The organism is Alteromonas sp. G4i35 (genome assembly GCF_054960375.1).
The window spans coordinates 98,844-120,299 of record NZ_JBHNZD010000009.1 but is presented as its reverse complement, the minus strand read 5'-3'; the positions used below and the strand labels follow the sequence as shown (position 1 = coordinate 120,299).

General features: G+C 46.5%; 11 protein-coding genes. 6 read left to right on the top strand and 5 right to left on the bottom strand.

Annotation, left to right across the window (positions count from 1 at the left end; genetic code table 11):
- The first annotated feature begins 263 nt into the window (after window positions 1-263).
- Window positions 264-2,717, top strand: coding sequence for a glycerol-3-phosphate 1-O-acyltransferase PlsB (gene plsB, locus ACFI6L_RS07450; protein ID WP_014951390.1), 2,454 nt, complete (start codon window positions 264-266; stop codon window positions 2,715-2,717).
- Between the two features lie 245 nt (window positions 2,718-2,962).
- Here the strand turns inward: plsB and ilvA are convergent, their stop codons facing one another.
- Window positions 2,963-4,516, bottom strand: coding sequence for a threonine ammonia-lyase, biosynthetic (gene ilvA, locus ACFI6L_RS07445; protein WP_014977809.1), 1,554 nt, complete (start codon window positions 4,514-4,516; stop codon window positions 2,963-2,965).
- Window positions 4,516-6,366 (bottom strand): dihydroxy-acid dehydratase, encoded by a 1,851-nt coding sequence (gene ilvD / locus ACFI6L_RS07440; protein ID WP_462573697.1) that lies wholly within the window; start codon window positions 6,364-6,366, stop codon window positions 4,516-4,518. The genes ilvA and ilvD overlap by 1 nt, the downstream gene beginning before the upstream one ends.
- Before the next feature lie 442 nt (window positions 6,367-6,808).
- Here ilvD and ACFI6L_RS07435 point away from each other — a divergent pair, with 442 nt between their 5' ends.
- On the top strand, window positions 6,809-7,426 hold the full coding sequence (locus ACFI6L_RS07435) for a trimeric intracellular cation channel family protein (protein WP_014951393.1): 618 nt from the start codon (window positions 6,809-6,811) through the stop codon (window positions 7,424-7,426).
- Window positions 7,427-7,636: 210 nt separating this feature from the next.
- On the top strand, window positions 7,637-9,151 hold the full coding sequence (locus ACFI6L_RS07430) for a YifB family Mg chelatase-like AAA ATPase (protein WP_462573696.1): 1,515 nt from the start codon (window positions 7,637-7,639) through the stop codon (window positions 9,149-9,151).
- A 20-nt stretch (window positions 9,152-9,171) separates the two neighbouring features.
- On the opposite strand, the gene ilvY is transcribed toward ACFI6L_RS07430, so the two are convergent.
- Window positions 9,172-10,044, bottom strand: coding sequence for an HTH-type transcriptional activator IlvY (gene ilvY, locus ACFI6L_RS07425; protein ID WP_014977812.1), 873 nt, complete (start codon window positions 10,042-10,044; stop codon window positions 9,172-9,174).
- Window positions 10,045-10,201: 157 nt separating this feature from the next.
- Here ilvY and ilvC point away from each other — a divergent pair, with 157 nt between their 5' ends.
- On the top strand, window positions 10,202-11,680 hold the full coding sequence (ilvC, locus tag ACFI6L_RS07420) for a ketol-acid reductoisomerase (protein WP_014951396.1): 1,479 nt from the start codon (window positions 10,202-10,204) through the stop codon (window positions 11,678-11,680).
- Between the two features lie 133 nt (window positions 11,681-11,813).
- Here the strand turns inward: ilvC and ACFI6L_RS07415 are convergent, their stop codons facing one another.
- Together ACFI6L_RS07415 and ACFI6L_RS07410 are read right to left on the bottom strand one after the other, a co-directional pair.
- Window positions 11,814-13,061, bottom strand: coding sequence for a multidrug effflux MFS transporter (locus ACFI6L_RS07415; protein ID WP_187289704.1), 1,248 nt, complete (start codon window positions 13,059-13,061; stop codon window positions 11,814-11,816).
- A gap of 140 nt (window positions 13,062-13,201) precedes the next feature.
- A complete protein-coding gene (locus tag ACFI6L_RS07410; protein WP_101566441.1) occupies window positions 13,202-15,193 on the bottom strand; it encodes an alpha/beta hydrolase family protein in 1,992 nt (663 codons plus the stop codon).
- A 553-nt stretch (window positions 15,194-15,746) separates the two neighbouring features.
- Here ACFI6L_RS07410 and ACFI6L_RS07405 point away from each other — a divergent pair.
- Both ACFI6L_RS07405 and ACFI6L_RS07400 read left to right on the top strand, forming a co-directional pair.
- Complete coding sequence (locus ACFI6L_RS07405; RefSeq protein WP_462573695.1) at window positions 15,747-17,585, top strand: autotransporter assembly complex protein TamA; 1,839 nt, start codon at window positions 15,747-15,749, stop codon at window positions 17,583-17,585.
- A complete protein-coding gene (locus ACFI6L_RS07400; RefSeq protein ID WP_462573694.1) occupies window positions 17,582-21,454 on the top strand; it encodes a translocation/assembly module TamB domain-containing protein in 3,873 nt (1,290 codons plus the stop codon). Before ACFI6L_RS07405 ends, ACFI6L_RS07400 begins: the two co-directional genes overlap by 4 nt.
- Window positions 21,455-21,456: the final 2 nt, after the last annotated feature.

Genomic DNA, 21,456 nt, shown 5'->3' with positions numbered 1-21,456 from the left:
GCTTGCTCATATTCATTTGCCCTTATAAAAGTAGTAACAGTCCGGCTGTACCGCAATTAAATACAGCTAATGTTACGTTCTCTGTATTCGAACCCATTATAGAAATGGCTGTGACTCACAAGAAAAGGAGAAGGGCGCTTTTGAACTTCCCATGTTATGGATAGTCATTACAGCATGAGAAGCGATGAAATTGGCTTGTCGCGAGATTGTGACGCGTTTGTGTTACACTTCACCCGTTTTTATTTCATAGGATTACATAATTCATGTCGTGGATGCGAAAAGCCCTTCTGTCGGTATTTCATTATCCTGTTAAGTTACTGGTTAAAGCCCACAGCATTCCAGTTAACGTTGAAACCGAATTAGGAATAGATAAAAGTAAACCTATCGTTTATCTACTCCCCACCAACTCAGTGACAGACCAACTTGCACTGAGAATGTCGACTAAAGCGCTAGGTTTACCTAGTCCTACAGAAACCCTCACATTAGCGGGGCGAGAGTATTCGTCGACCTTATTTTTACGCAAAACCCAGCCTCTTTTCCGTTCGTCGGCTAAAGATACGGGAATTGAAGACGTTTTTACTGACCTCTTTCATTTGCATAGAGACCATGAAAACCTAGATTTACAAGTTGTTCCTGTCTATGTGACGTGGGGCCGTGCCCCGGGTCGTGGTAAGCCAGGCTTAAGCGATCTCATTGCTGATAAAGCGGCGCCAAGTTGGCTTCGTAAGTTGTTCATTGTGCTGTTTTTGGGCCGCGACAACTTTATTAACTACTCTAAAGCCGTTTCTGCACGCGCGATGTCCAATCAACATGGTAGTGACCAAAGTATTGCACATAAGCTTGTGCGCGTAGCAAGCACTCACTTTCAAAGAAAGCGCCAAAGCATGACTGGCCCTACGCTGTTAGAGCGCCAAGAACTCAATAATAGTGTGTTGGGCTCTGATGCAGTGCGTCGCGCTATTGCTGAGGAATCACGAAGCAAGAAGGTGTCTCATGAAAAAGCGAAAGAGACTGCCCAAACCTACATCACAGAAATCGCGGCAGACTACCGCGAAGGGCTAATTCGTTTTGGCGACAGGCTACTTACCCGTATATGGAACAAAATTTATAACGGTATTAGTGTAGGTCATGCCGATCGCATTCGTGAATTGGCGGCTAATGGTCATGAAATCATCTACGTACCGTGCCACCGTAGTCACATGGATTACCTATTATTGACTTACGTGATTTATCACGAGGGTATGGTTACGCCACATATCGCTGCAGGTATCAATCTGAACTTTTGGCCGGTTGGAAAAATGTTCCGTCGTGGCGGTGCTTTTTTCTTACGCCGCAGTTTTGCAGGCAACAAGCTCTACACAGCTGTTTTCAGAGAATATCTAGAGCTGCTGTTTAACAAAGGCTATTCGGTAAAATACTATCCCGAAGGTGGCCGCAGCCGAACCGGCCGTTTGATCCCACCGAAAACGGGCATGCTAGCCATGACCATTCAAGCCATGCTCAAAGGCGTTAACCGTCCAGTTAGTATCGTGCCTGTTTATATCGGCTATGAAAACGTGATGGAAGTGAAGAGCTATTTGAACGAACTCAAAGGCTCTAAGAAAAAAAAGGAATCTAACCTTCAGGTGTTCTCGGCTATTCGTAAACTCAAGAATTATGGTCACGGATACGTGAATTTTGGCGAACCCATTGCGCTTAACCAGTTTCTTGAAAATCATGTGCCTAACTGGCGAGATTGTCGCGATGCCGAGCCAGAGAAAAAACCAGCGTGGCTGACACCTGCGGTTAACGAACTGGCCAATAATGTCATGACGCGAATTAATCGCGCAGCGGCATTAAATGGTATGGCGTTAGCGTCGTTATGCTTACTGTCTTCTAAACGACAGACCATGAGTGAAGCAGAGTTAAAACAAGCAATGGGCGACTTCATGGACTTGTTTAAAGCGGTACCGTTCAGCGATGATGCCACCATTCCAGATTCATCAGCGGAAGAGCTACTGCGCGATACGCTGAAATTAGGCCGCTTTGACGTAAAAGAAGACGATTATGGGCGTTTGATCAGTCCTCAACCAAAATCAGCGGTATACCTTACTTATTATCGCAACAACATTTTGCATTTATTCGCGATCCCAGGTCTTATTATGGCATCTATCTTCGCGAAGAAAGGCACCACGAAGAACAGTATTTTTCAGCTTATTGCGGCGCTTTATCCGTTGCTGCAAAAAGAGCTGTTCTTGCACCTTACCCAAGATGAAGCGCTTGCGCATACTGATGCGCTTATAACAGCGCTACTAAACAAAGGATTGTTGCGTCAGGAGGGCGATGAACTGTTGCCGCCAGATGCACACTGCAAACAATTCCACTCAGCATGGCTGTTAAGCCGATGCATGCAGGAAACGCTTCAGCGTTACGCGGTGGTATTGACCATTCTTGATAAAGAAAAAGTGATTAGCCGAAGTGCGCTTGAGCGCGAAAGTAAGCAAGTGGCTGAACGCTTATCTGCTCTCTACGGGCTAAGCTCACCAGAGTTTTACGATAAGAATGTGTTGTCTAGCTTTATCAGTGCATTGAAAGAAAACCACTGGCTGGACTCTGAAAAAGATGGCAGCTTGAAGTACTCAGAAGAGTGTGAAGCCTTACGTGCTGACGTTATGGCCCTGATTTGGCCAGAAATGATGCAGCATTTGGAGAACGTTACACTAAACGCTTCGAATTAAGGCGACGCTAGCTGGCTGAATTTGCCAGCACTACGGAGCTTAGGTAAAAAGAGAAAGCCCATGCTACTGCATGGGCTTTTTATTGTGCGTCAATCTATCTTGGCAGGCATTGAAAATCCCCATACTTCATTGAAAGATAGACGCTAGATAGAGCCGCTTCGTATCGCTCCCCGGTAAACCTGCGCTTAACGCGAAGCAATACAAAGCGAAAACGGGAGATAGGCTCGTTTCGCCTGTTTCGCTATTTAGACCTTCGCTGGTTGCGACAGGAAAAAACGATAGGCGGGGTTGTCTGTTACTTCTTCAACCTTATAGCCTAACTCAGCAACATGCTGGTTAAAGTCATCTCTACTTTCTGGTGCGATATCAAAACCTGCCAATACCAAACCTTCTGCTGCGCCATGGTTGCGATAGTGAAATAGGGTAATATTCCACTGTTCACCTAACGTATTTAAGAAGTTCAGTAGCGCACCCGGACGCTCAGGAAATTCAAAGCTGAAGACTTGCTCGTTGAGAATAGTTGGCGGACGGCCACCAACCATGTGACGAACATGGAGCTTCGCTAACTCATTATCGGTTAAGTTAACGCAGTCATACCCTTTGCTTTCAAGGTCGCTTTGCAGTGCAGCAAACTCTTGCTGCCCGCCTTTAAGCTTAACGCCCACGAAAATATGTGCTTCGCTCTCACTGGCATAGCGATAGTTAAATTCGGTGATTGCTTTTGCCCCAACGCACTCGCAAAACTGTTTAAACGCACCTTTGTTTTCAGGAATTTTAACCGCAAAGACCGCTTCTTTCTGCTCACCTAATTCACAGCGTTCAGACACATAGCGAAGGGTATGAAAGTTGATGTTTGCGCCACACAGAATGCCGCCTAACTTCTTACCTTTGAGGTCGTGTTGCTTAGCGTACTTGCGAATTGCCGCCACCGACAATGCGCCCGCAGGCTCTGCAATAACACGGGTATCATCAAAGATATCCTTAATTGCTCCGCATATTTCATCATTAGTAACCGTAATGGTTTCATCAATTAAACGATTACACAGACGGAAAGTTTCCTGCCCCATCACTTTAACAGCAACGCCATCAGCAAAAATGCCGACGCTTTCAAGCTCGGTAGGCGCGCCTTGCGCCTTTGCTTTAATGAAACAGGCCGATTCTTCCGACTCTACCGCAACGATTTTTATGCTTGGTTTTAGTTGCTTTAAGTAAACCGCAATACCAGCGGCTAAACCACCGCCACCCACAGCAATAAATAAGATATCGAGGTGTGGGTTTTGCTCTAGCAACTCTCGCGCGACTGTACCTTGCCCAGCAATGACATCGGGGTCGTCAAAGGGCGGAACAAAGGTATAACCGTGGGTCTCACATAATGCTTTTGCATGGCTACTTGCTTGATCAAAGCTGGTGCCATGCAATACCACATTCACGTTTTCACCGCCGAAGCGTCGTACTGCGTCTACCTTGATATCAGGCGTGGTTTCAGGCATGACAATAGTCGCCTGAATACCTTTCATTTTTGCACTGTACGCTAAGCCTTGCGCATGATTACCCGCCGAGGCGCCAATTACGCCAGCTTGCAATTGCTCGTCGCTTAGTGAGCAAATACGGTTATAGGCACCGCGCAGCTTAAAGCTTTTTACCGGCTGCTGATCTTCGCGTTTCAGAAAAATTTCATTGCCAAGCTCGGCTGAAAGCAAAGACATATAGGAAAGTTCACTTGCCACTGCTACATCGTAAACAGGGGCAAGTAAGATCTTCTTCAAATATTCATGATCGCTAACGTGTTCGGCTGCCATTATAGATTTTCCAGCTTAGTCACATCACGCACTGCACCTTTATCGGCACTGGTTGCTAACGCCGCAAAGGTTTTAAGTGATGTGGAGACTTCACGAACGCGATCTTTCGGCTTCCAAGGCTTATCACTGGCTTCCATTTTCGCGCGGCGTTCTGCTAGTTCTTCATCGCTAATAGCAATATTGATACTTCTATTGGGTATATCTATTTCAATTTTATCGCCATCTTCCACTAGGCCAATGCCACCACCACTGGCGGCTTCAGGTGAGCAGTGACCTATAGACAACCCACTGGTACCGCCACTAAAGCGTCCGTCTGTTACCAAAGCGCAGTGCTTGCCTAACCCTTTAGATTTCAAGTAAGACGTTGGGTACAGCATTTCTTGCATACCCGGGCCGCCGCGGGGACCTTCGTAGCGAATGAAGACCACATCACCGGCTTTTACTTCATCGCCCAAGATACCTGCTACCGCATCATCTTGGCTTTCGTAGATTCTCGCAGTTCCGTTGAATTTAAGAATAGACTCATCTACGCCAGCCGTTTTTACAATACAGCCATCTTCAGCCACATTACCGTAAAGCACGGCTAGGCCACCTTCTTGACTGAACGCATGGTCGATAGAGCGAATGCAGCCGTTTTCGCGGTCGTCATCGGCTTCGTCCCAGCGACAATCTTGGCTAAATGCTTTTGTCGTGCGAATACCCGCAGGACCCGCGCGATAAAAGGTAATAGCGTCTTCGTTTTCAGGGTTAGTGATGTCCCACTCGCTGATAACGTCGGTAAGCGGTTTTCCTAAAACATGATTAACATCGGTGTTCAGCAAGCCAGCCTTATTTAGCTCGTTCAAAATACCCAAAACGCCACCCGCTCGGTGTACGTCTTCCATGTGGTATTTGGGTGTTGAAGGTGCCACTTTGCATAGGTGAGGCACTTTGCGAGACAATCTGTCGATGTCTGCCATAGTAAACGGCACTTCGCCTTCCATTGCCGCTGCTAACAGATGCAAAATGGTATTGGTCGACCCACCCATGGCAATATCCAAGCTCATGGCATTCTCAAAAGCCTTAAAGTTAGCGATATTACGTGGTAATACACTGTCATCATCGTCGCCGTAGTAACGCTCGCACAGCTCAACAATTTGTTTGCCCGCTTGTTTAAATAAACCTTCACGGTCGGCGTGGGTAGCCAGCATAGAGCCGTTGCCCGGCAAGGATAAACCTAACGCTTCGGTTAGACAGTTCATGGAGTTCGCGGTGAACATCCCTGAACATGAGCCGCAGGTAGGGCAGGCTGAGCGCTCAATTTCGTCGGTATCAGCATCGCTAACTTTGTCGTCAGCAGCCGCTACCATGGCGTCAACCAAGTCTAGTTTAATAAGCTGGTCTGAAAGCTTGGTTTTACCCGCTTCCATTGGGCCCCCAGACACAAAAATGACCGGTACGTTCAAGCGCATAGACGCCATTAGCATTCCCGGGGTAATCTTGTCGCAGTTAGAAATACAAACGATGGCATCGGCGCAATGTGCGTTCACCATGTATTCCACTGCATCAGCAATAATTTCTCGAGATGGTAAGCTATACAGCATACCGCTGTGCCCCATGGCGATACCGTCATCCACTGCGATAGTGTTGAATTCTTTCGCCACACCACCCGCTTCTTCAACGCTGCGTGCCACTAATTGGCCGAGATCTTTTAGGTGAACATGCCCAGGTACGAACTGCGTAAATGAGTTCGCAATAGCAATAATAGGCTTGCCGAAATCAGAGTCTTTCATTCCAGTTGCTCGCCATAACGCGCGAGCTCCCGCCATATTTCTACCTTGGGTGGTAGTTGCTGAACGTAACTTGGGCATAAATCCTTCCCGTTAATTTAAGGTTCTAGGTTTAGGCGCTAGACCTTTTTGTGAAACTAAAAAACAGTGGTAAACCAGTAATGCTTTGGCTCAACTTCCAATACGCGCTGTTTTACTCAAAATTGCATGTCATACTGATGATGTAACACATCATCTAAGGTCGTTCAAAGCGAGGAGCAACAAAGCCTAACTGCTAACACATCAGTAGCGCTTTGTTTTATATGATATATTTGACATACAATACCTATGTCCATTGGCATTGTAATTATGAAATGTTGTTCGTTAGAGGTTATGGCTTTACCTCATCACTCAATATCACGAACCGTAATCTCAACAGTACGTTTCGATATTGGGCAAAGAAATAGCATGAAACATAAGGCCTGATCAAGTATTTTGCGGTAGGAATGGCGAGTTTTTAAGGGTAGTAAAAGGGTACAAGAAGATGTTTGATTGGTTTCATTGGTTAAACTTAGCGGGGGTTGCAGTGTGCGCAATTTCCGGCACCCTGATGGCCTATCAAAAGCGTATGGATGGATTTGGCGTGGTCGTGCTTGCCAGCGCAACCGCCATTGGCGGCGGAACACTACGTGATGTCATGTTAGATGTCCCGGTCTTCTGGATTGCCGATACCGATTATTTATACACCACACTGATAGCCGCCTTTATACCCATTATCTGGCTGCGTATTAGCCCACGCTTTCCTTTTCACTATTTATTGATCGCCGATGCTTTCGGGCTCGCGCTTTTTAACGTAGTTGGCATAGAGAAAGCCTTAGCCAACGACACAGGCATGGCCGTGGCGGTTGCCATGGGCACCATTACCGGCGTGTTTGGCGGTCTGTTACGGGACGTTATTTGCCGAGAGGTACCGCTGGTACTCAACGGCGAACTGTATGCAATGACCTGTATTGCAGGGGGCGTGGTTTATGGAATAGGCATGCAAATGGAACTCGCCACACAGTGGTGTGGTATTGCGGCCCTTGTCACAACCGTACTGTTTAGGCTTGGCGCCATGCGCTGGCATTGGCAGCTGCCTGTTTTCTACAACGACCACCACTAGCACTAGCCTAAGTTTGCTGAGCAGGGTCATTACATGCCAAGCGTTTTATGCACTCTCAGTAGATCCCATCGTTAGTACAGTTACATCTTCTCTCCACTTTCTCTAGAGTTTACACCGACGGCGTTGGCATACGTTTTATGGCCACGCCGTGACGTTTGCACTTCAAAACCACGAACGATGGATATTCAGGGAGAGGAGGATGTTTAGATTATGGGAATGGCTGTGGTTAAAACCTTTGCAGGGCAGGGCGTGTCAGCACCAGAGGTAAGTGTAGAGATTCACCTAGCTAATGGTTTACCTGCTTTTCAACTGGTCGGTATGGCAGAAACCAGCGTTAAAGAAGCACGAGAGCGGGTACGCAGCGCCCTGATAAACAGTGGCTTTGAGTTTCCCGCAAAACGAATAACGGTTAATTTAGCGCCGGCAGATATTCCCAAGTTTGGCGGGCGGTTCGACCTTCCCATCGCCGTCGGTATTTTAGCTGCGTCGGGCTACATCTCAGACATTAGTCTTCTGAACATTGCCTTTGTGGGTGAGCTTGCATTAAACGGTGAAATAAAGCCGGTAAATGGGCTAATTCCTGTGGTAATGGCAGCCGCAAACGAAGACATTGCGCTTGTATACCCGGGGGATAATGACGTAGAGGCCGCATTGGTTTCTCACGCAACGCGCTATCCCGCTTTCGATTTATTGTCTGTTTATGAACACCTTACCGGCAACAAAAAACTTGCTAAAGGCCAGCCTTTCACTTCTCATTCATCACGCAGCGCTTCAACTGGTTGGGACGATATTATCGGTCAAGAGCAAGCCAAACGAGCCCTGATTATTGCGGCAAGTGGTTCGCATAATTTACTTATGGTGGGGCCTCCTGGCACAGGTAAAAGCCTGCTCGCCAGCCGAATGCTATCGCTATTACCCGATATGAGCGAGGAAGAAGCGTTGGAAGTGGCTGCCATTCACTCTGTGAAAGGCGAAAAACTGCATGCAGAGCGTTTTCTAACTCGCCACCTCCGCTCGCCCCATCATACTAGCTCTGCGGTGGCGCTTACTGGCGGTGGCTCAAACCCTGTACCGGGTGAAATATCGCTGGCTCATAATGGTATTTTGTTTCTAGACGAACTCCCTGAATTTGGGCGAAAGGCACTGGATGTATTGCGCGAACCACTTGAAACTGGCGACGTGCATTTGTCTCGTGCTTCAGGAAGCGCCACATACCCCGCCAACTTTCAATTAGTAGCGGCAATGAACCCAAGCCCGACGGGTGATATTGATGATAACCGACTAACCCCGCAGCAACAGCTCAACTACTTGAACCGGTTATCGGGCCCACTGCTTGATAGAATTGATATACAAGTCGAAGTGCCTCGGCTACCTGACTACGACCTGCCAGAGCGTGCCAATAGACCTGACGACTCGTTACACGCAACGCGAGAGCGAGTCATTGCAGCGCGTCACAAACAAGGGCTACGGCAAGGTAAGCCAAATGGTGCGCTGCACGCAGGTGAGCTTGCCGATATATGTCTGCTAGATGACGCTGATTTGCAGTTTCTACAAGCCGCTGCTAAACAGCTTAATTTGTCTATGCGGGTGTTTCATCGCACGTTAAAAGTGGCAAGAACCATTGCAGATCTTGAAGATGAGCACGCCGTATCGCGGGCGCACATTGCAGAAGCATTGGGCTATCGCGCCCTCGATAACCTTATTAAACAGTTGAGCACTAGCTAAGCACCAGCTATGCCTTAAACTTACCCACGAGTTTGCAAATTAAGCTGCATAAAGGCGTTTATAAGCGGCTCGTTTTGCTTGTCCTGCAAGCAGCATAAACCTAAAGCATAAGGCTCAATATCTTCAACAGGTATTTGGGTTACAGCATTGGCCATACTGGAGTGATCAAGTACCACTTTAGGCACAAATCCCACGCCACATTCAAGTGCCACCATGCTCACGATGGCCTCGTTACCGCCGACATAAGCATACACATTTGGACGAATACCGTGTTCAGCAAACCAGTGATAGGCAGTACGACGGGTTGGGCCAGTTTCGGGCATAATCACCTGATGCTTGGTCCAGTCCAACTGGCTTAGTTGAGTAAGTCGCCACTCTCTTGGAGCAATAAGTACCAAAGGTACATTATCAAGCGCGGTGAAATGTAAATCTGTCGGCATATCAGGGGTGTAGATAGCAATAGATAAGTCGCACTGTTTGCCTTTCACTTTTTCTATCGCAAGGGCAGGATCGCCGGTAATTAGGCGTATATCAACACCCGGGTGCTGTTGCCTGAACTGTCTAAGCATAGCGGGTAAGTGGCTTTGACTAGCGGTAACCGAGCAAAATACGCTGAGCTCGCCCTGCAATGCGTCGTTATCTTCTTTTAAGTCGACCTTTAGCTGCTGCCAATCTTTCAGCGCTTGCTTTGAAAAAGACAGCAGCTTGTGCCCACTGTGGGTTAGCGCCACTTTGCGGTTATCACGTTTAAACAACGTGCAGCCTAGCTCGTCCTCAAGGCGTTGAATAACCCGGCTTAACGTAGAAGGCGACACATACATGGCCTCGGCGGTAATGCCAAAATGTAGGCTGGTGGCTAGGTGATTGAACAGCTGTAGACTGCGAAAATCCATAAACATTTCACTTTATGCAATATTATCTTGCAAATATATCATTTTCCAAAACAAAAGAAATCTTTTAGTCTCAATATCAAGTCGTCATAGACGAGGTCTGTCAACACCAAGGTCGGTGTTTGATATTGACAAAAATGAATGTTGTTCGGAAATTTTTATGGCTAATTATTTCAACACCCTGTCACTTCGCCAGCAGTTAGATCAGCTTGGCCGCTGCCGTTTCATGGCACGCGATGAATTCGCTGACGGTTGTCAGTTCTTAAAAGGCAAGAAAATTGTCATTGTAGGCTGCGGCGCGCAGGGCCTTAACCAAGGCTTGAATATGCGTGACTCAGGGTTAGATGTTTCTTATGCGCTGCGTCAAGCAGCCATTGATGAGCAACGCGACTCATATAAGCGCGCAACCAGTAACGGATTTACCGTTGGTACTTACCAACAGCTCATTCCAGAAGCAGACGTAGTATATAACTTAACACCTGATAAGCAGCACGCTAGCGTAGTCGAAGCCGTTATGCCGCTTATGAAAGAAGGTGCAACGCTAGGTTACTCTCACGGTTTCAATATCGTTGAAGAAGGGCAGCAAATTCGTAGCGATATCACAGTAATCATGTGTGCGCCGAAAAGCCCGGGTTCTGAAGTACGTGAAGAATATAAGCGTGGCTTCGGTGTACCAACTCTGATTGCTGTACACCCAGAAAACGACCCTGAAGGTAAAGGTTGGGATCAAGCCAAAGCACTTGCAAGTGCAACGGGCGGTGACCGCGCAGGTGTACTTGAGTCATCATTTGTGGCTGAAGTTAAATCTGACCTCATGGGCGAGCAGACCATTTTGTGTGGTATGCAACAAGTTGCAGCGGTACTTGCGTTTGAAAAAATGGTTGATGACGGTATCGAGCCAGGATACGCAGGTGCACTTATTCAGTACGGCCTAGAAGCTATTACTGAAGCACTTAAGATTGGCGGTGTGACTAACATGATGGACCGTCTTTCAAACCCTGCGAAAGTGAAAGCGTTTGAGCTTTCTGAGCAGTTAACTGATTTACTTCGTCCGCTATTTGAAAAGCACCAAGACGACATCATCAGCGGTGAGTTCTCTCGCACCATGATGGAAGATTGGGCCAATGGCGATGCGAACCTGCTTAAGTGGCGTGAAGAAACCGGTGAAACCGCGTTTGAAAACGCACCGGCTTATGAAGGTGAAATCAGTGAACAAGAATTCTTTGACCACGGCATCTTACTGGTTGCCATGATCAAGTGTGGTGTTGAAGTTGCGTTCGACGTAATGGTTGAAGCCGGTATTTTACCTGAGTCTGCGTACTATGAATCACTGCATGAAACACCGCTTATTTCTAACACAATCGCACGTAAGCGTTTGTATGAAATGAACGTGGTTATTTCAGACACAGCAGAATACGGAAACTATTTGTTTGCTAACGCAGCAATTCCAATTTTGCGTGAGAAATTTATGCCTACCATTGATACCAGCGTTATCGGTAAGGGTTTAGCCGCTACTTCTAATCAGGTAGAGAACAAACGCCTTGTTGAAATTAACGAAGCCATCCGCTCACACGGTGTGGAATCGGTAGGTAAGACCTTACGTGGCTACATGACTGACATGAAGGCCATCATAGGTTAGGACAGTTTCTGTCGTTAGGTGCTTAACTAAGCCCTCTTGCCCGACCATTTTGGTCGGGCTTTTTTATGTCCGTAAGCCTGCTAATAAGTATCTTTCTTACGCAACTGACCTCTGCGACACGCCGATACACCTTCTAAATAGAACCTTCACGAACGCGCTCAGCATAGCGTACGGATACGTAAGACAAAGCAAAAAAGACGAGAAATCCCCAGCCGATAGGCATTAAATTTCCATTTAAGAAACTGTCGACGAACAGTGCAACAGGCACCGAGAAAAGGCTAGAAAATGAGCCAATTATGGCCGCGCCTAAACCTGCCATATCGCCAAGCGGCTGCATCGCCATGGCGTTTAAGTTACCAAACAGTATGCCCACAAAGAAAAAGCCTACAAACATAACCGTAACCGTAGGAATTAAAGGCGGCAAGCCGTCGTACGCCAACAGCAACGCTAAATACACAACAGCAAACCCGTTAACTCCTTTAAGTGCAAAACGACAAAGCTTGCGCATCCCAAAACGCATTACCATTTTGCCGTTAAAGTAAGAGGCGAGACCAATTGAAAAAGCAAGCGTTGCAAAGATGTAGGGAAACCATTCACCTACGTTGTAAAACACAGTAAATATGGTTTGCGAAGCACTTAAATACGCCAAGAATGCCCCAAAAATACAGCCCATGGCAAAGGTGTAACCCATCACTGCTGGGTTAGTGAGAATGAACTTTGAAGATGCGAAAAACTGCGCCCATGAAAACTTTTTACGCCTTGCTCTTGGCAGGGTTTCCCCTTGACGAGAAAAAAACCAAATGCCGGCCATGGTAGCCACAATGAGAAACATAGTGAAAATATGGAACCATGAGGTCAACTCCATCACCGTTTGCCCAATAATAGGCGCCAACATAGGCACTAATATAAACACCATCATGATAAACGACATGACTTTTGCCATCGCATCGCCAACGTAAAGGTCGCGAATAATTGCCATAGAGGCTATTCGTGGCCCAGACACCCCAAATGCTTGAATAACGCGACCTACCAGCATGGTCTCCAAATTGGTGGCCATCATGCAAACAAATGTACCTAAGGCGAAAATACACAGGCCCACTAATATAGTTAGGCGACGACCGCGGCTATCGGAAAAAGGCCCAAAGAACATTTGACCCAGTGCCATGCCTAAAAAGAACACGGTAACGATTAAGTGGGTTTGATGCGCCTCGGCGACCTGTAGTGACTCGCCAATTTGAATCAACGCAGGCAGCATAGCGTCAATGCTCAACGCGACAAGGGATGTCATCGTAGCCATTAGCGCAACAAATTCAACAAGGCCAAGCGCTGGCTTTTGCACAACTGCAGTATCCTCAGATACGCCATTAGAAGTCTGGGGCATAAAGTCTCGAATATGAAATAAAGTGGGGGAAATTAAAAAGGCGCGAAATTAACGCGCCTTGTTGAGTATACCTGAAACTTGGTTAAAAAGCCGCCAGCCAAGCAAAATCTTGTCGTAAATACTGGTGCATTTAACGGGTGTTACTCGGAAGCTGAAACGTTTGCCGTTGCAGCACTCGCTTTACTCGCTGGCCTAAGGTGTTGGTCTAAAAATGCATCCATTTCCTTAAAGAAAATATGACGATTTCGCTGAATAGACAAATTGTGGTCGCCACTTTCAAGCTCTACATATTTGTAGACCTTGTCGTAATCATCTAACTCGTCAGCCATGTAGCGACTATGAAGTGGAGGGACAACTCTATCTTCCTCTCCATGTACCAGCAAAATTGGCGTCTTTATCCCTTTCGCATTGTAGTAAGGCGAGCGCGCTTCAAGGTCATCATAATCATCCCCAATTTGGTTTTTCACAAATTCGTTGTTCAGGAAACGGCGAGAATGAATAATGACGTGTTTAAGTGAACTTACGCCAGCAAAGCTCACCGCACACTTAAACAGATCCGGGGTTTTGACAGTTGCCATCAGGGCGGCGTAACCGCCATAGCTAGCGCCCACAATACACATGTTGTCTTTCTCAGCGTGCCCCTGCTCTACCATCCAGTTTGCCGCATCGGTGATATCATCTTGCATAGCCAAGCCCCAGCCTTTCATTTGGCTTTGCGCAAAGCTGTACCCATACCCTCTAGAACCTCTAAAGTTAGGCCTTAGTACTGCATAACCTTTCGACGTAAAATATGCTGTCCAATAGTCGAAACCACTGAAATCTCTTGCTCCAGGGCCACCGTGGGGATGAATAATGGTAGGAAACGGGCCTTCGCCTTTTGGTAAAGTCAAATACGCTTCGATTTTGATGCCGTCTCTGGCTTCATATTCAATTAACGTATGCTCAGATAATTTTGCCGGGTCTATTTGAGCATATTGCTCAAAAAGCATCACTAACGTGCCTTCTTTACGGTCACCCAGCAAATAAACTCCTGGTAAGGTGTCAGACTCTGAATAAACAATATATGTTTGTTCGTCGTCGCTAAAGCTCACTAAGGTATTGTCGTAATCAGGAAGACCAGCATCGATACCATTTTGAAGAGCAACGTAACGTTCATCCCAATAATGTCGACCGTCATGGCGTACTCCTATTGCATCTCGGGTAACCGGTGAATAGATAAGGCTACCATTAACATCGTACCCTTCATCAGCATACACCTCTGTTCGCTCATTAGTAGTAAGGTTCAAGGTGTACAATGCACGGAAGTCTCCTTTATAACCTTTGAAATAAAGAATATTTGGGTCTTTTGCAAAGCCAACTGGGTATTCACCCTTGTCAGACATAGCGTTGTAAGCAAATAAGGTGCGCCAATCGTCTCCTTCTTTTAGAAAGACTTCTCGCTCCCCTGTATCGTAATCAAGCGAAACACCTATACGAACGTTATTTTGTTGGTCCGTCATCCAATCTCTAATGCGTTTTTTCCCGCGAATAATGCGACTTACGCCACCATCATTAACATTGATTTTGTAAACCGACGGCAGCCCCAACACCTCAGCGTCTAAGGCAATTAGAATATGTTCTGGGTCGTCAGGCAGCCAGTCGATAACGTCATCGTGAAATTGAGGAATGTGGTTCGGGTTACCTGCTCGACGCTTTATTCTCTCCCATTCAACCAAGTTGAATGCACCGCCTTCACCGTCAAACTTAATGCTTAACAACCGTGTGTCGTGAACTTTCGTGGTCCCACGTCGGGTTTCGTAACGAGCGCTAACCACCAGCCGTTCATTGTTCACCCAGTTGTACCAGTTAATTTTTACGCGTTCATTGTCCGATCGCAGTAGGTAGTGCTTTTCACCCTTTTTTAAGTCGTAAGTGGCAAGCATGGCAAACGCTTCTTCTTGCTCAACGTTTTGAACAAAAGCGATTTTTGAGCCATCGGGTGACAGCGACGGAGTCCAATAAGTTGGCAAAGAACTGAATTTTTCGTACTCGGGTTCTGCCTTAGTTTGATCTGCGCCCAGTGTGGAGAAAGAGCAAACCAACAGTAGCAAAGTAACTAGTGTCGTAGGTAAGAGAGCCTTATTAGAAGACATAACATTCCCTTGTTGTTTTTTATTGTTAGTGGAACTTAGCTTAGGCAAAAAACTCGAAGTTAAGTTACACAGAGTATACTCACTCATGCCCATATGTACAAAAACAAAGCAATACTAGGCTCTATGTTAAGTGAGTGGATGTGCCAGATATGTTCTGAAGAAGGGCATTCTAGTTAGGATAATACGTTGAATGCATTCTATACCAATCCGCATAGATCATTACCCACTCAGCGAGAGTTAAAATGTTCGTAATCGCGGCGTGTTACCGCAGGTATAGTGGTCTACATCAAGGTGACACAACAAAGAGTACGGACATTTTAAACTCGCCCTTCGGGAAGGTCTGGCAAGCTTCCTAGCAAAGCGCCTTCTGAGTGGGCAATTATCTATGCGGATTGGTATTATTTACCGATGTCAGCGCAATTATTTGATCTCTCGTCGTAGTTTGCGGATACAAATTGCAAATGTGGTATCATTAACCACAAACATAATATGGATTTTACCATCAAGCGGTAAGCTTCACAGCCCAGCGTTACCTTAAGGACTTAGCCTTTTCATGCCTTCGATTTGGAGCGGGCTTGCCAGTTTGCAAGACCATCTTTTCCGACAATTTATGTTCAGAATCACCAAAGCAGTCCGAGTTTTGGTGGGCGGTACATTGTGCACGCTAGCGTGTGCTCTCTTTACTTTTTCACATGCCCAAGACCCTATTTCCTATAACATTCAGGGCGTAGAAGACGACAAACTGCGTAATAATATCCGCCTGCATTTAAACAGTCTTGACGTGGAAAAATCGTTGCTTACTGACCCTTACTGGCAAGATGAAGTGGGTGAAACGGTAGCGACAGCGGTTCAACCTTATGGTTATTACAACAGCGAGACCAAGGTAAGTATTGAAGAGGGCGACAAGGTTACAGTGAATGTTGCTTTGAATGCGCCGCTTACCATAAATAAGGTTACTCGCGAAATAATAGGTGCAGGACGTGAAGATAAGGCTTTCAGAGAACGTTTTAATTCACTAAAGCTTAAAGAAGGCGACGTGTTAAACCAAACCATTTACGAGTCGTTTAAGTCGTCCATGTTTAACTACGCCTTATCTAATGGCTATTTTGATTATTTTTGGCAGGCGACGCGTCTCGACCTAGTACGTGATGAAAAACAAGCAAACGTGCTTTTGATTGCGCAAAGCGGGCCCCAGTACCAATTTGGAGAGCTAAAATTTATTGGCGATGACAAGGCGAAAGCCATCATTGAGCGGCTAAAGCCGTTTAAAACAGGCGATGCGTACTCTTCAGCAACACTTGCCGATTTCAACAGAAGCCTTAATCAATCTGGGTATTTTACCCGCGTTATTGCTCGCCCGGTTGTAAGTGAGGCTGATGGTTTGCTGGTACCGGTTGAGGTATCTTTACTTCACAGACCCACAGACGCATTTAACGTTTCTGTTGGCGCAGCCACTGACACGGGCCCACGGGTTCGCTTAGGATGGGAGCGTCCTTGGGTGAATAGTAAAGGGCACTCTGTTTCATCTGATATTTTCATTTCAGCGCCAGAACAATCAGTGACTGCCGACTACCGTATACCTATGAGAAACATAACGCGGGATTACGCGAGTATAGAGGCGGGTTACCAATTTATAGAGTACAGCAACACTTCCTTTGAGAGTGAAACCTTATCTTTGTCTGCACACCGTTACTGGCAACATGACAATTCACCATGGCAACACGATGGCTCGGTGACCTATCTACGTGAAACTTATGATCAAGGGGAATTGATTACAAACACCACGTCCCTAGTATTACCCGGGTATTCGTTAACCTATCGCGATAAAGACAGTGAGCTCAACATTAATAATGGTACCTACCTTCAAATGCTCACTCAAATAGGCAGAGAAGGTTATGGTTCTGATATCGATTTTGCCAAAGCCGTGGTTGAAGCCACACTTATCCGTACCTTTAACAATGTGCACAGAATAACCATACGCGGTGAAGCTGGGGTTATTAAAACCAATAGTTTTGATGAGGTGCCAACGTCGTTGCGTTTTTATGCAGGGGGCGATAAAAGTGTTCGCGGCTTCGACTATCGCGAAATTTCTCCGACAGCTGAAGTCATTGATCCAGAAACAGGAGAACTCATTGTTGACTCTATTGGAGGGAAGTACCTTGCTACATCGAGTGTAGAGTATGCCTATCAAGTGGCAGATAATTGGAGAGTGGCAGCGTTTGTCGATGCAGGTACAGCAACAAACGACACCAGCACAACGCTGACATATAGCGTTGGGCCTGGTGTACATTGGCTTTCACCAATAGGTCCAGTCAGACTTTACGTGGCAAGAGGCTTTGCGCCAGACGAGAATACATGGCAGTTACATATTTTGTTGGGGCCTGAGCTATGAGAAAACGTACGCTTTCGGCTATTTTACTTTCACCGGTTCTTATACTGGTCGCGTTGTATGCCGTTTTGATAAGTCCCTTAGGCGGCCCTACCGTTAAGTTACTGGCCAACACGTTTGTTGAAAACCTCTCCATCGATGCCATTGACGGTGGGTTTGCTGACACACTAGAAGTGCATAATGTGGAGTGGGAAAACCCGCAATGGAAGGTGTCTGCACAATATGCCTACATTGATATTACCTGGCGTTGTTTGTTTGAGCCTAGAGTATGTGTCAATGAAGTCACGCTGGAAAACGCTACGCTTACACAGCGATCAAACGCGCCTGACTCTTCCGATGATGCACCTGCAGGTGGCCAGATTGAATTACCCCTGCCTATTGATGTTGGGTATTTAGCGCTAGCGAATATCAAACTTGCTCTACTTACGACAACAGTAGAAATTGATGAACTAGAGCTAACCGATTTTGAAGGAAATAGCGACCTCATACTTGACAGCATCGCCGCGAAAGGTGTTCGCATTGCTCTGCTAAACCAAGATGAAGCTGCCAGCTCTTCACCGGCAGCCATGACCAATGCATCGGAAACTAATAGTGAGCAGCCTGCTCCCAAAAAAGAACAGGCTCCAAGTGCTGATAGCGCTTTGCCTACGTCATACTCACTAAACTACGACGTCCCCGAACTACCAAATATAGCTACCCCTATTCCTTTGTCTCTTGGTACTTTTTTAGTAGAAGATCTACACATAATTCAAGGGGAGAGCAAACAGCACATTTCACTCATCTCGCTGTTAGAGGCTCACTTTAAGGGCAGCGATGTCGCTATTGAAGAAATGACCGTTGTACATGAACAAGGTGAGGTGAAAGGAAAAGCGAGCGCAACACTTGACGGAAACTTCCCATTAAATGTGGCTATTAACGCGAAAACGAAGCTTGTTGACACACCACAAGAACTGAGTGTAGCGGCCGCGGGTGCGTTGGACGACTTAACGCTGTCAGTTGTTGCCAGAGGCGCGGTAACCGCAAACGCTAACCTAATGGCCAACATTCTAGACAGTAACCTTCCCATAGAATTCACTGCGAACTGGCAAGAACAAGCCATACCGACACTGGAAAACACTACGCTCAAAGAAGGACAGTTAACGCTTTCCGGCACCATGGGTGATTACGTACTTAAAGGAGCAGGCGCAGCTACATTGCCTGACATTGGCAATGTACCAGTATCACTTGATGTGGTGCTGAAAAAGAACAATATTTTTGTTAATGAAGCCAATATAAACGCTTTGGATGGGAGCTTAACCAACACTGGTACCCTTTATCTAAATGAAAGTATCGCGTGGGAAGGTAAGACAACGCTTAAGAATGTATCAGGGCGGCAATTCAGCACTTATGCGCCTGAAAAAATTAGCGGAGAAATAGACAGTATATTGCAATACTCTGAGCGCGGCGGATTACACATGAGCCTAAGAGATATGACTGTCTCGGGTGTACTTCAAGGCAAACCGCTTCAGGTGAAGGGGAATGCGGTTTATGCTGGCCCCAGCGACTTATTCGTTACTAACGTCAATATCATTCAAGAACACGAGCAAGAGCGAAACACGATACGCGCCATTGCTCAAGTACTGAATAAGCGGCATTTAAATGCAAATATTGCGATAAACGTTAACGCTATTTCAAGCCTATACCCAGAAGTGACAGGTGCGGTAAGTGGCAATATCACAGCCGCCGGTCCTTGGCAAAATCCAACTGCTAACGGCACACTCGCCCTATCTAATATCGCTGTGTCACCCAATTTAAATGCCTCTGCCGCGCAGCAAGGACCATTGAACGGCGAAATCAAAGTTAACGGTACCTATCGCGACCACACCGCAGATATTGACCTAGCTGTGCCCAACAATAATATTGGGCTGTCTTTAAAAGGTGCATGGACTAACAATCACTGGGTGGGGGAAATTAGTGATACCGCATTGAAGCTCGCTAATATGCAGTGGACGTTATCAAGCCCGTTCAGTGTAGATATAGGCACCACACCTATAACGGCTAAAATAGGTCAGCACTGTTGGACCTCTCGAAAAGAAGGTGAGCTGTGTATTTCAAACGTGAATTATCAACAAAACAAAGCCAGTTGGGATATCAGCGCGACGGCGCTGCCCATCGGGTTGTGGGCGAACGAGTTAGCGCCTACTGTTGTTTCAAGTCCCTCACAGGCAACACTTACCGTAAAAACCAAAGGCAGCTACTCAGCTAACGACCCAATCGATGCCACATTTACTGCGTCTATGAGTTCTGCGCCATGGCAACTTGGTGAAACGCGCCCGCTAACGCTCACTATTAACTCCATAGAAACTAAAGGAGAGATAAAGCAGGGGCAGTTAGCATCAACATCTGTGATCTCAAGCCAAGATGTCGGGGATGCAACACTAACCTTGAATACCCGTCCTTTCGAATCGCGTATACCACTTGATGGTAAACTAGAGATGCAAGGGCTTAATGTTGCACCATTCAAACCCCTTTCCCCTGCTATCAGAACCCTTACAGGAAAGTTAAACGGGAACGTATCGTTAAGTGGTTACATTGACGACCCTACGCTTAACGGTGAATTGACAGTTTCAAATGGCGCTATCGATATACAAGATACACCTGTGACACTGGCCGATTGGAATCAAAAAGTATCGCTTAATGGTCAAACCGCTGCTCTAGACGGCACCTTCTTACTAGGCGGAGGAAAAGGGGCGTTAAAAGGCGAGTTAGACTGGTCATCCAACCCCAGTGCGACATTTAATTTAAAAGGAAACGGTTTCGAAATTCGTCAGCCAAACATTCGACTCAAGGTATCACCGAATATCGATATCGCCGCCACAAAAGAAAAAGTGGACGTGAGTGGCGAGGTAAATATTCCTTGGGCGAGAATTGAAATAGAGTCGCTACCTGAGAGTGCTGTTTCCCCATCAAAAGACGTGCACCTGCGTGGCGAACCGGATAGAGAGGAACCGCTAGATATCGTCCACGCTTCGGTATTGGTCAACATCGACAAAAACAAAACCGAAGAAGTAAAACTCGAAGCGTTTGGCCTTACTGCAAGTTTGTATGGTGGCATTCGCGTAAACACTCAACCTGCACTTGTGGGCTATGGTGACCTTCAAATTTTAAATGGTCGATACAACGCTTACGGACAACAGTTAATTATTCAAACCGGTGAAGTACAATTTAACGGCCCAATTGACCAACCTTTGTTGCTGGTCGAAGCCATCCGCGACCCGGCTAAAACCGATGACGACGTAATTGCAGGTATCCGAATTGATGGCGCGGCTGACTCGCCAAGTATTAACCTGTTCTCTGAGCCTGCGATGGATCAACAGGGCGTATTGTCATATCTACTCACAGGTTCTGGACCGAACTCGGGCACACAAGATCCTAACTACGCTGCGCTGCTGGTAGGTTTTGGTTTATCCAACACCAAAACCCTGACAGGGCAAGTGGGAAGCGCGCTAGGTATTGATGATTTTAGTTTAAGCACTAACGAAGATTTACTGTCGGTAAGAGGGCAGATTAACGAGCGATTATCTGTGGAATACAATGTGGACGTTGGTCTAAGTAACAACGACGCTAATAGCACGCTACGACGCAGACAACTACCGCCTGACTTGGCGGTAAAATATCAGCTTCTACCTAGTTTATATTTAGAAGCCATTCAAACCACACTGGAAGACCAATCTGAGTTCGCGTTAGACCTTTATTATGAGTTTTTCTTGGGTGATAACAGAACCCGCAGAGATAGTGATGAAGACGACAGTGAATCTGACGAGTCCAATGAAAGCGCAGAGCAAGATCTGAAAGATAAGGTGAGCACTCCGAGCACAAGTAATAACAATTAAGC

Excerpts from the sequence above, each read along its gene's own strand:
- ACFI6L_RS07410 (WP_101566441.1), bottom strand. The coding sequence starts at position 15,193 with ATGTCTTCTAATAAGGCTCTCTTACCTACGACACTAGTTACTTTGCTA.
- ilvY (WP_014977812.1), bottom strand. The coding sequence starts at position 10,044 with ATGGATTTTCGCAGTCTACAGCTGTTCAATCACCTAGCCACCAGCCTA.
- ilvD (WP_462573697.1), bottom strand. The coding sequence starts at position 6,366 with ATGCCCAAGTTACGTTCAGCAACTACCACCCAAGGTAGAAATATGGCG.
- ACFI6L_RS07400 (WP_462573694.1), top strand. The coding sequence starts at position 17,582 with ATGAGAAAACGTACGCTTTCGGCTATTTTACTTTCACCGGTTCTTATA.
- ACFI6L_RS07405 (WP_462573695.1), top strand. The coding sequence starts at position 15,747 with ATGCCTTCGATTTGGAGCGGGCTTGCCAGTTTGCAAGACCATCTTTTC.
- ACFI6L_RS07435 (WP_014951393.1), top strand. The coding sequence starts at position 6,809 with ATGTTTGATTGGTTTCATTGGTTAAACTTAGCGGGGGTTGCAGTGTGC.
- ilvA (WP_014977809.1), bottom strand. The coding sequence starts at position 4,516 with ATGGCAGCCGAACACGTTAGCGATCATGAATATTTGAAGAAGATCTTA.
- ACFI6L_RS07415 (WP_187289704.1), bottom strand. The coding sequence starts at position 13,061 with ATGCCCCAGACTTCTAATGGCGTATCTGAGGATACTGCAGTTGTGCAA.
- ilvC (WP_014951396.1), top strand. The coding sequence starts at position 10,202 with ATGGCTAATTATTTCAACACCCTGTCACTTCGCCAGCAGTTAGATCAG.
- ACFI6L_RS07430 (WP_462573696.1), top strand. The coding sequence starts at position 7,637 with ATGGGAATGGCTGTGGTTAAAACCTTTGCAGGGCAGGGCGTGTCAGCA.
- plsB (WP_014951390.1), top strand. The coding sequence starts at position 264 with ATGTCGTGGATGCGAAAAGCCCTTCTGTCGGTATTTCATTATCCTGTT.